7 protein-coding genes are annotated in these 10,536 nt (G+C 71.5%); 4 read left to right on the top strand and 3 right to left on the bottom strand.

What is annotated here, in order from left to right; all coding sequences use genetic code 11:
- Window positions 1-48: 48 nt before the first annotated feature.
- The gene (locus ACK4TH_RS10905) at window positions 49-1,071 is read right to left on the bottom strand and encodes a LysR family transcriptional regulator (RefSeq protein WP_409626318.1); all 1,023 of its coding nucleotides are present in this window, start codon (window positions 1,069-1,071) and stop codon (window positions 49-51) included.
- A 71-nt stretch (window positions 1,072-1,142) separates the two neighbouring features.
- Here ACK4TH_RS10905 and xdhA point away from each other — a divergent pair, with 71 nt between their 5' ends.
- Together xdhA and xdhB are read left to right on the top strand one after the other, a co-directional pair.
- Entirely contained in the window at window positions 1,143-2,753 is a 1,611-nt protein-coding gene (xdhA, locus tag ACK4TH_RS10900; protein ID WP_409626321.1) for a xanthine dehydrogenase small subunit, read from the top strand.
- A complete protein-coding gene (gene xdhB, locus ACK4TH_RS10895) occupies window positions 2,750-5,128 on the top strand; it encodes a xanthine dehydrogenase molybdopterin binding subunit (protein WP_409626315.1) in 2,379 nt (792 codons plus the stop codon). The genes xdhA and xdhB overlap by 4 nt, the downstream gene beginning before the upstream one ends.
- A gap of 38 nt (window positions 5,129-5,166) precedes the next feature.
- Here the strand turns inward: xdhB and ACK4TH_RS10890 are convergent, their stop codons facing one another.
- Complete coding sequence (locus ACK4TH_RS10890) at window positions 5,167-6,480, bottom strand: glycerate kinase (protein WP_409626312.1); 1,314 nt, start codon at window positions 6,478-6,480, stop codon at window positions 5,167-5,169.
- On the bottom strand, window positions 6,477-8,633 hold the full coding sequence (dinG, locus tag ACK4TH_RS10885) for an ATP-dependent DNA helicase DinG (protein WP_409626309.1): 2,157 nt from the start codon (window positions 8,631-8,633) through the stop codon (window positions 6,477-6,479). Before dinG ends, ACK4TH_RS10890 begins: the two co-directional genes overlap by 4 nt.
- A 118-nt stretch (window positions 8,634-8,751) precedes the next feature.
- Here dinG and ACK4TH_RS10880 point away from each other — a divergent pair, with 118 nt between their 5' ends.
- Window positions 8,752-8,937 (top strand): hypothetical protein, encoded by a 186-nt coding sequence (locus ACK4TH_RS10880; protein WP_409626306.1) that lies wholly within the window; start codon window positions 8,752-8,754, stop codon window positions 8,935-8,937.
- Window positions 8,938-9,112: 175 nt separating this feature from the next.
- Window positions 9,113-10,536, top strand: a 1,424-nt coding sequence (locus tag ACK4TH_RS10875) for a diguanylate cyclase domain-containing protein (protein WP_409626303.1), incomplete at its 3' end; no start/stop codon positions are given.

Here is a 10,536-nt window from a genome sequence, read left to right as displayed (position 1 = left end):
CAGGGTAGCGCTTGGTGATGTGGTGCAGTTGCAATCGGGGCGGAGGGCTCATGGCGCGGGGTCGGTGCCGATCATGGGCGCGCGGGCCGGATCGCGGCGGCGCGAAGGTGCGGATGGTAACGGGGTTTGGCCGTCGGGCGGCGGATCGGCCAAGCCCGCGGCCACTTCGCGGATGGTCTGGCGCAGCCACTGGGCGGCGGGCGAACCGTGCGTGCAGTCGTGCCAGAGCTGGTAGTACAGCAGGCGCGGGAAGGCCAGCGGGGGCTCGACGATGGCCACAGGCAGCGCCTGCAAAAAGCGCTGGCAATACTGCCGCCCGGTGGTCAGCACCAGCAGACTCTGGCTGACCATGGCCGGAATCAGCCCAAAATGCGGGCAGCGCACGACGATGTTGCGCACCAGCCCCTGCCGGGCCAGGTGCTCGTCGATCGCACCCCGCGCGCCCGGGGCCAGCGGCGTGGGGGCCACGTGCTCAGCCTGCAACCAGTCTTCCAAGGTCCAGCCCCGGCGCAGGGCCGGATGGCGGGTGGACACCAGGCAAACCACCTCGTCCCCAAACAAACGCCCCTGGTGCAGATCCTCCGGCACCGCGGGCCAGTTGCCGATCACCACATCGACTTCGCCCAGCGCGAGGCGCTGTCGGTAATCGGTGCTGCCGGCCAGGGGCTGGATGTCCAGGCGGGCCAGCGGCGCCGCGGCCTTGACGCGAGCGACCAGCCGCGGCAAAAACCACGGATCCAGATAGTCGCTCGCCGCCACCGCAAAGGTATGCGGACTGCTGGCCGGATCGAAGGTGCGCGCGCTGCCGAGCATGGTCTCGGCCTGGCGCAGGATTTCGGCGGCGGGGGCGATCATGCGCTGCGCGACCGCAGTGGGCACCATGGCCGTACCGGTGCGCACGAGCAGCGGGTCGCCGGTGAGTCGCCGCAGGCGGCGCAGGGCAGCACTGACCGCCGGCTGGTGCATCCCCAGTCGGACGGCAGCCCGCGTGACACTGCGTTCGGTCAACACCGTGTGCAACACCCGTATCGAATGGATGTCGATGCTGTCCCAGGGAACTGGTCGTGACATACCTGTTCGATTATGCCTCGCATAATCCGGACGGCATGACAGCGCTCACCCGTGCGCGTACCCTGTCGGCCATGAGCACCGACATCGCCACCCCCGCGGACGCCCTCGGGGCGCTGCCCACCCCGCCACCGCCCCTGCGTCTGGTGCACCGCGGACGGGTCCGACGGCTCGATGACGTGCCGGCCGACCGCACGCTGCTGGCGCTGTTGCGCGAGGACCTGGGGCTGACCAGCGTCAAAGAGGGCTGCGCCAGCGGCGACTGCGGAGCGTGCACCGTGGCCGTGGCGGACCACGGGCCCGATGGTGCGCTGCGCTGGCGCGCGCTCAACAGCTGCATACGCTTGGCCCATGCAACCAATGGCTGCGCCATCTGGACCGCCGAGGATCTGACGCAGGACCCGCTGATCGCGCGCGCCAGCCCCCTGCACCCCGTACAGCAGGCACTGGTGGACGCCCACGGCTCCCAGTGCGGGTTTTGCACCCCCGGCTTCGTGATGAGCCTGTTCGTGCTGTATCAACGTCGCCCCGCCGGCAGCCCGGTGACCCGCGACGAGGCGGTGGAAGCCCTGTCGGGCAACCTGTGCCGCTGCACCGGCTACCGGCCCATCCTGGACGCAGCCCAAGCCATGACCACACTGCCCCCCGCCACCGTGGACGAAGCCACGCTGCAGGCCCTACTGGCGGCCGCCCAGCCCCCGGCGCAGGACCCCGCCCCCTCGCTCGACACGGCTGCATCGGCCTACCTCGCACCACGCGATCTGGACACCTTGCTGGCCGCAAGGGCATGCTGGCCGCACCTCCCCGTGGTGGCCGGCGCCACCGATGCCGGCCTGTGGATCACCAAGCAGCACCGCCGCCTGACCCAGGTGCTGGATGTGTCGCGCTGCGCCGCGCTGCAGCGCATCGACACGCAGGACGGCCCGGAAGGGCGCACACTGCGCATCGGCGCGGCTGCGACGCTGCACGACGCCTTTGCCGCCCTGCAGACCCACTGGCCGGGCCTGCGCGACTTTTTTGGCCGCTTCGCGGGCCAACCCATCCGCTATGGGGGCACCTTGGGGGGCAATGTCGCCAACGGCTCGCCCATTGGGGATTCGATGCCGCTGCTGATCGCCCTGGGCACCACGGTGGTGCTGCTGCGTCACGGGGCCGGCGGCCCCGAGGAACGGCGGCTGCCGCTGGAGGATTTCTACCATGGCTACCGGCAAACCGCGCTGGCCGCCGATGAGCTGGTGGGCTACCTGGACATCCCGCTCGGCGACGGCCCCGCGCGGCCCGAGGTGCATGCGCACAAGGTGTCCAAGCGCTTCGAAGACGACATCTCCGCCGTCTGTCTGGCGGTGGCGCTCTGGCGCGATGACGACGGCCGGGTGGTGCAGGCGCGCATCGGCGCCGGCGGCGTGGCCCCCGTACCGGCGCGCGCACGCGCCGCCGAAGCCGCACTGCGCGGCCAACCCTGGCAGGCCGACACCGTACGCGCAGCGATGAACGCGCTGCGGGCGGAATTTGCGCCGCTGAGCGACGGGCGGGCCAGCGCGGCGTACCGACGCGCCGTGCTCGGCAACCTGCTGTGGCGCACCTGGCTGGCCACGGCGACGGCGCCGGATGCGCCCCCGGTGCGGCTGGATGAACACGCCCCGTGGCAGGCGCTGCTGCAGACCACGGCGGAGGATCGCGCATGAACGCTGCCCCGCCCCTCGATGCCGCGGCCGGGCCCGCCTGCGGGGCCCCCATCGCCCACGAGAGCGCCCGCGCCCAGGTGGCCGGCCGCGCGCCCTATGTGGACGACCTGCCCGAGCCGCGCGGCACCCTCCACGCGGCACCCATCCTGTCGCCGGTGGCGCATGGGCGGCTGCGCGGCCTGGACGTGTCGGCCGCCCTCGCCCTGCCCGGGGTGCGCGCCGTGGTGACGGCCCAGGACATTCCGGGCGATCCGGTGCTCGCAGCCTTCGCGCACGACGAGCCGGTCTTCGCTCGCGACACGGTACAGCACGTGGGCCAGGTGATCGGGCTGGTGGTGGCGGACGATATGCGCACCGCCCGGGCGGCGGCCCGCGCGGTGCGAGCGGACATCGAGGCGCTGCCCGCCGTACTGGACCCGCGCACCGCCCATGCGCACGGGGCGTATGTGCTGCCGCCGGTGCATGTGCGGCGCGGGGACGCGGCCACCGCCATCGCGCAGGCGCCGCACCGCCTTCGCAGTTCGTTTTCGGTTGGCGGGCAAGAGCATTACTACCTGGAGGGCCAGGTGGCGCTGGCCATCCCGCAAGAACAGGACCAGTGGACCGTGCTGTCGAGCACCCAGCACCCGGGCGAAGTGCAGCACTGGGTGGCGCATGCGCTGGGCCTGGCCAGCCACCGTGTGCGGGTGGAGTGCCGGCGCATGGGCGGGGGCTTTGGCGGCAAGGAAACACAAGCGGGCCATGTCGCGGTCTGGGCGGCGCTCGCGGCGCACAAGGTTGGCGCCCCCGTCAAACTGCGGCTGGACCGCGACGACGACATGCTGATCACCGGCAAACGCCACCCCTTCGCCTACGACTACGCGGTCGGCTTCGACGACGGCGGCCGTATCCTGGGGTTGGAACTGTCCATGTATGTGGACTGCGGCTTCTTGGCCGATCTCTCCGGACCAGTGGCCGACCGGGCCGTCTTTCACAGCGACAACGCCTATTTCGTCCCGCATGTGGCGCTGCACAGCTACCGCTGCCGCACCCACAAGCAAAGCGCCACGGCCTTTCGCGGCTTTGGCGGCCCGCAGGGCATGATCGCCATCGAGACGCTGATCGGCGACATCGCACGCCACCTGGGCCTGGACCCGCTGGAGGTGAGCCGCCGCAACCTGTACGACGACACCCCCGCGCCGACGTGGGCCGCCCCGCTGCCGGCCGGCAGCACCCCCCTGCCCCTGCGGCGCGACACCACGCCCTACCAGATGCGGGTGGAGGACAACATCCTGCGGCCGCTGATCGACACGCTGGCCGAGCGCTGCCGCTACGCCCAGCGGCGCGCCGCCATCGCCGATTGGAACGCCCGCAGCCCCGTGCTGCAGCGGGGCTTGGCGCTCACCCCGGTCAAGTTCGGGATCAGCTTCACGGCGACACTGTTCAACCAGGCCGGGGCGCTGGTGCATGTGTACACGGACGGCAGTGTGCTCGTCAACCACGGTGGCACCGAGATGGGCCAGGGCCTGCACACCAAGGTGGCCCAGATCGTGGCGGACGAACTGGGGGTGCCGGTGGCGCGCGTGCAGGTCAGCGCCAGCGACACCGCGCGCGTGCCCAATGCCAGCGCCACCGCAGCCTCCAGCGGCACCGACCTCAACGGCCGCGCGGCGCAATACGCCGCCGCCAGCGTGCGCCAGAATCTGGCCGCCTTCGTCTGCGGGCTGGACGGCTGCGGCGCGGGGGAGATCCGCTTCGAAGGCGGCTGGGTCCTATCGCCCAAGGCGCGGCGGCGCTTCGACGATGTGGTGCGCGAGGCCTACGCCAACCGCATCCAGCTCTGGAGCGATGGCTTTTACCGCACACCCAAAATCCATTACGACAAGGCCACGCTGACGGGACGGCCCTTTTATTACTTCGCCTACGGGGCGGCGTGCACCGAGGTGGCCATCGACCCCCTGACGGGCGAGTTGCGGGTGCTGGCCGTGAATGTGCTGCACGACGTCGGGCGCAGCATCAACCCGGCGATCGACATCGGGCAGATCGAAGGCGGCTTCGTGCAGGGCATGGGTTGGCTGACCACGGAAGAGCTGGTCTGGCACGACGACGGGCGGCTGTGGACCACCGGGGCCAGCACCTACAAAATCCCCGCTGCCGGCGACCTGCCACCGCACTGGCACATCGACCTCTGGCCCGAGCCGAACCGCGAAGACAATGTGTTTGGCAGCAAGGCGGTGGGCGAGCCGCCGTTCATGCTGGCCATCAGCGTGTGGGAGGCGGTGCGCGACGCAGTGGCCAGTGCGCGGCGCCGTGCCGGCCTGCTGGCCGATGGCCCGCTGCCGCTGGACGCCCCGGCCACGCCGGAGCGGATCTGGCGCGCCTGCCAAGCGGGGTAGCGGGCACCGAAGCCCGCCCGACCCACACGGAGACCCCGTCAGCGCAGCCACAGCGCGCGAAAGTCGTTGACGTTGGTATGGGTGGGTCCGGTGACGAGCAGATCGTCCAGCGCGGCAAAAAAGCCGTAGCTGTCGTGCCGGTCCAGGTGATCCCGGGCCGACAGGCCCAGCGCCCGGGCGCGCGCCAGCGTGTCCGGGGTGACGAAGGCACCCGCGTTGTCCTCGGTGCCATCGATGCCGTCCGTGTCCGCGGCCAGCGCCCATACCCCCGGGGCGCCTTCCAGCGCCAACGCCAGGCCAAGGGCGAATTCCGCCGCTCGCCCACCGCGCGGGCGCTGGCCCGAGCCCTGCGCCGGGGCGCGCACCGTCACCGTGGTTTCCCCCCCCGACAGGATCACGCACGGCGGACGCAAGGGCCCGTGCCCCTGCTGGGCATAGCGGGCCAGCGCGGCATGCACCCGAGCGACCTCGCGCGATTCGCCCTCCAGGGCATCACCCAGCACATAGGCACGCAGCCCCAGGCGCTCGACCTCGGCGGCGGCGGCCTGCAAGGCCGCATGCGGCGTGGCGATCAGGCGCACCGTGCAAGTGGCCCAGCGCGGATGGTCGGGCTTGGGTGTCTCGTGCCGCCCCGCGGCCAAATCCCCCCGCACGGCGGGCGGCAACGCGATGCCGTAGCGGTCCAGCACCGCCAGCGCGTCGGCATCGGTGCTGGCATCGGCCACCGTCGGGCCGCTTGCGATCACGGCGGGGTCGTCCCCCGGCACGTCGCTGATGGCCAGCGTCCAGACGGGGGCCGGCGCCGCGGCGAGCGCCAGCCGCCCGCCCTGGATCCGGGAGAGGTGCTTGCGGACGACGTTCATCTCGTGGATCGAGGCACCACTGGCCAGCAGCGCACGGGTGATGGCCTGTAACCCGGGCAGATCCAGGCCTGGCACCGGCAGGCCCAGCAGGGCCGAGCCCCCACCCGAGATGAGCGCGATCACGAGATCGTCGGGCCCCAACCCCTGCACCGACGCCAGCAGCCGTTGCGCCGCGTGCACCCCGGCCGCGTCGGGCACGGGGTGCGCAGCCTCCAGCACGTCGATGCGCGGCGGCACGCCCGGGGGCCGCGGGGGAGTATGGCCGTAGCGCGTGACCACGCAACCGGTCAGGGGGGCCTGCGCGGGCCAGGCCGCCTCCAGGGCGTGGGCCATGGCACCCGCGGCCTTGCCGGCTCCGACGACGACCGTGCGCCCGCGCGGCGGTGGTGGCAGGTGGGCGGCCAGTTGGCGCGCGGGCTGGGCGCGCGCGACGGCCGTGCGGTACAAGTGGGTCAGCCACTCACGGGGGGTGTCGGGGGTGGGGGTCATGACGCCTCCAGTCGGCGGGTGAAGGGGGGCAACCCTTGGAGGATGAGGCGGCCATAACCGGTGGACAGCAGACGCGGGTCATAGCAGACGATGCGGGCCCGGTCGTCCTCGGTACGGATGGCGCGCCCCACCCACTGCAGCAGCCGGGTGGCGGTGGCGGGCACGACCAGATCGAGAAACGGGTCGCGCCCCCGGCCGCGCAGCCACTCGGCGCGGGCCTCGCCCACCGGGTCGTCCGGCGGCGCAAAGGGCAGCTTGGTGATGAACAGGTCCTCGCACAGGCGGCCCGGCAGGTCCAGCCCCTCGCCAAACGACTGCAGACCAAACAAGATGGACGGCTCGCCCGCGGCCACCCGCTCGCGGTGGCGCGCCAGCAGACGGGGCCGTGGCAGCGCGCCCTGCACCAACACGCGATCGCGCCACTCGGCGGGCAACGCTGCGGCCACCCGCTGCATGTGGGCGCGGGCGGTGAACAGCACCAGCGCCCCATGCCGGACGGACGGCAGGTCGCGCAGCAGCGCGGCTTGCACGGCCTCCTGGTAGGCGGCGGCATCGCGGGGGTCCACCGACACGCCCCCCAGCACCAGCGCCCCCTGCTCGGCATAGTCGAAGGGGCTGGCGACGGTCAGGGTCTCGACGTCGGGGTCGTCCGCCAGTCCGGCCTCGCGCAGAAAAAAGTCGAACTGCCCGCACGGGGTCAGCGTGGCCGAGGTCAGCACCGCACCGCGCACCCCGCTCCACAGCCGGGCCCGCAGCAGCCCGCCCGGCTGGATGGGGCTGGCATGGGCCTGTACCCGCACCGTGTCGCCGGCCGCCCCGGCCCTGGGGGCCGACAGGGTGAACCACTTGGCCAGGGGCGCTTCTCCCTCGGGGGGCTCGTGCAGCAGCCAGCGCACGGTGTCGTAGGCGGCCTCGAGCCTGGGGGCCAAGGTGCCCAGCTGCGCGTAGAGCTGGGAGAGCCGCCGAGCCTCTTGCGGCCGCTCGCGCAGCGCCGCACGCAGCGCGGCACTGACGGCGCGCAGCGCATCCAAAAAGGCTGCGCTGGCCTGGGCCGCCTCCTGCAGCGGGACATCGAAGCCGTCCGGCAATCGGCCACGCGGCAAGCGCACGCACAGGGGCTGTCCGTCGCTGTCCATCTCGCGCAGCCGCGCGCCCCAGGTCTGCACCGCCAGACGGGCCACCTCCTGCAGCGCATGGCGCAGCCGCGCGGCCGCGGGCGGCACATCCGCAAGCGCCTCCAACTCCACCTCCTGCCCCGCCTTGAGCGCCCGACTGGCGAGCTGATCGATCCACGCCAGCCGCGTCAAACCCGCCCGGCAACCGAACTGCTCCAGCGCGATCGCCGGCAGGTGGTGGGCCTCGTCCAGCACCAGCAGGCACTGATCCAGCTCCGGCAACTGGCGCGAGCCCAGCGTGGACAACAGCAGATCGTGGTTGACGACGATGACCTGGGCGCCCACCAAGGCCTTGCGCTGCTCGAAGTAGACGCACCCCCCGTACAGCGGACAATGGCGCGCGGTGCACGACGCGGCCTCGGCAGCGATGGCCGACCACCAGGCGGGCTCGGCCGGCTCTGGCAGACTGTCCCGGTCGCCATCCCAGCGGCCGTGAGCCAGATCGTGCGCCCGTGCACGCAGCCACGCCAGCCGCTCACCGCTGGAGGCATCGACCGCGGTAGCTTCGTCATCGTCCGCCAGGTCGGGCTCGGCATGCGGATCGGCCAACCAGCGCTCGAGCTTGAGCCGGCACACATACCGTCCGCGCCCCTTGGCCAGCGCATAGCGAAACCCCACGGGCAGGCTTTGCGCCAAGGCCGGTAGGTCCTGGTACACGAGTTGCTCCTGCAAGGCCACGGTGGCGGTGGACACCACGAGCCGCGTTTGCTTGGCCACAGCCGCCACGATGGCCGGTGCCAGATACGCCAGCGATTTGCCGACCCCGGTACCTGCCTGGATCACCGCCAGGTGACGCGTGACGGGGACCGCCTCGTCGTCTGACTTGCCCAGGGTCACGGGGGCGAATGTGCAGGCCACATGCCGGGCCATCTCCCGCTGTCCCGGACGCGGCCGCAAACCGTCTTGGCCCGCGATCAGGTCGTCGAACACCGCCAACGCCTGGGCGGCCAGGTCCTCCGTTGCCTCTGTCGTGCTCATGGAGCCCGAGTGTGACACACGGACCGGGTTTCACCCCCATAATCCGCGTCATTGGAGAGGGCGTCGCCCCACGGATCAGGGAGATCACTTCACACACTGCCACTCCCCCCGCCTATCCATGACCTCCGGCCCATCGTCGCCCGCTGCCCCATCCGGCGCCACCGCGCGGATCGAGCACGGCCTGCAGTTTCTGGCCGCCTACCTGGTCCCTGTGCTTGCCGCGCTGCTGTCGGTGTGGGCGCTGTGGTCATGGCCCGACGAATACCCGTGGACGGCGGTCGCCCACTGGCCTTTACGGCCATGACGGTGGACACCCCCCGCCCCCCGCCCAGGTCCTCGACGGACTGGCCCGCCACACCCCACGCACCGAGTGGGACACCCACCTGTCCGAACATCCGCTGTGGGTGAGCCTGCGGCTGGCGCCAGAGGATCGCGCACCGGGGCGAGCGATCGACTTTCCGTCCCGCCACGCGACCGCCATGCGTTGCTGGGATGGCGATACGCTGCACCCCTTGGGCCAGATTGACCGCAGCGCGGGCCTGGGCGGCGACGGAAACCTGCGCCCCTCGCGCGCCGGCTTCGTCCTGGCGATGCCGCAACTGCCGGCCCATGTACTGTGCGAGGCCCACTTCACGGGCCCAGCGCGCTTCAGCGCCGTCGGGCTTGCGGCGGCAGACCTGCCCGTGTTGGAGCGTCAGTTCCACCGCGATGCCGGCTGGCTGGACGGGGGCTTGCTGCTGCTGGCGCTGTTCACGCTGGTCGCCGGCATCCTCAACCGCGAGCGCAACTACCTGATCTTCGCGGCGTGGCTGGTCATCAACCAGCGCATGGCGGCGCTGTCGGGCGGCTGGGACTACCAGTGGCTGGGGCACCTGGTACCGGCCGATTGGCTGACCCCGCTGCGGCAGATGACGCTGGCCCTGTATTCGACGGCCACCGTGGTGCTGTTTCGCTTCCTGTTCGAGACGGACCTGGAACGCACGCGCACGCTAGCGGCCGTACGGGTGGTCGTACTCGCCTGCGTGCCGGTCCTGGCCGCTGCGCTGGTGCTGCCCTACCGGTACTTTTTGCCCGTGATCTGGGTCGCCGCCTCCCTCGGTGTGTGTGTGCTGGGCTATGCGCTGGCGGTCATCCTGGTGCGCACCCGCTCGCCTGTGGCCATGTGGTATGCGGCGTCCATGGCCATTGCGCTGGGGGCGAGTCTGTATGAGGTGATCGCCGCGGCACTCGGCCTCAAGGGCCTGATCGGCGCCGTCAATAGCATGACGGCGGCGTTGGCGTCCAGCCTGCTGGCGTCCCTGGCGATCGCCGAGCAGTTCCGCCAGGAGCATCTGCAACGGCTGGCCCTGCAGGCCGAGTTGCAGCACACGTTCGACTTTTTGCCCATCGGGCTGTTCACCCTGGACACGCGGGGCCAGTTCATCAGCGCCAACCCGGCAGCACACGCCCTTGCCGGCCCGAGCCTAGACGTGGGTCGCACCCGCTGGGACGATCTGTTCCCCGCCCACGACTGGGCGCAGCTCCAGCACAGCGACGGCACGGAACGCGGCGTGGAGTTCGAAACCAGCCTGGTGCGCGAAGACGGGATGACGCGCCGGCTTCTGGTCCGCGCCGCGCGCGCGGGCGACAAGATCGAAGGCACGCTACAGGACATCACCGACAAGGTACGCGCCCACGAGCACCTGCAGTTCCTGGCCGATCACGACCCCCTGACCAAGGTGATGAACCGGCGGGGGTTGGAGGCCTGCCTCAGCCGGGGCCTGCAGCGGCTTCGGCGCGGCAAACCGCTGGCCGTCGCCTACCTGGACCTCGACCGCTTCAAGCTGATCAACGACCTGTACGGCCACGTCGCGGGCGACGCCGTGCTGCAACAGGTGTGCGAACGTGCACAAGAACCCTTGTC

This window comes from Tepidimonas sp. (assembly GCF_046292505.1).
In the GTDB taxonomy this organism is placed as follows: domain Bacteria; phylum Pseudomonadota; class Gammaproteobacteria; order Burkholderiales; family Burkholderiaceae_C; genus Tepidimonas.
Note: the sequence above shows the minus strand (reverse complement) of the source record. Positions and strands in the feature narration are given on the sequence as shown.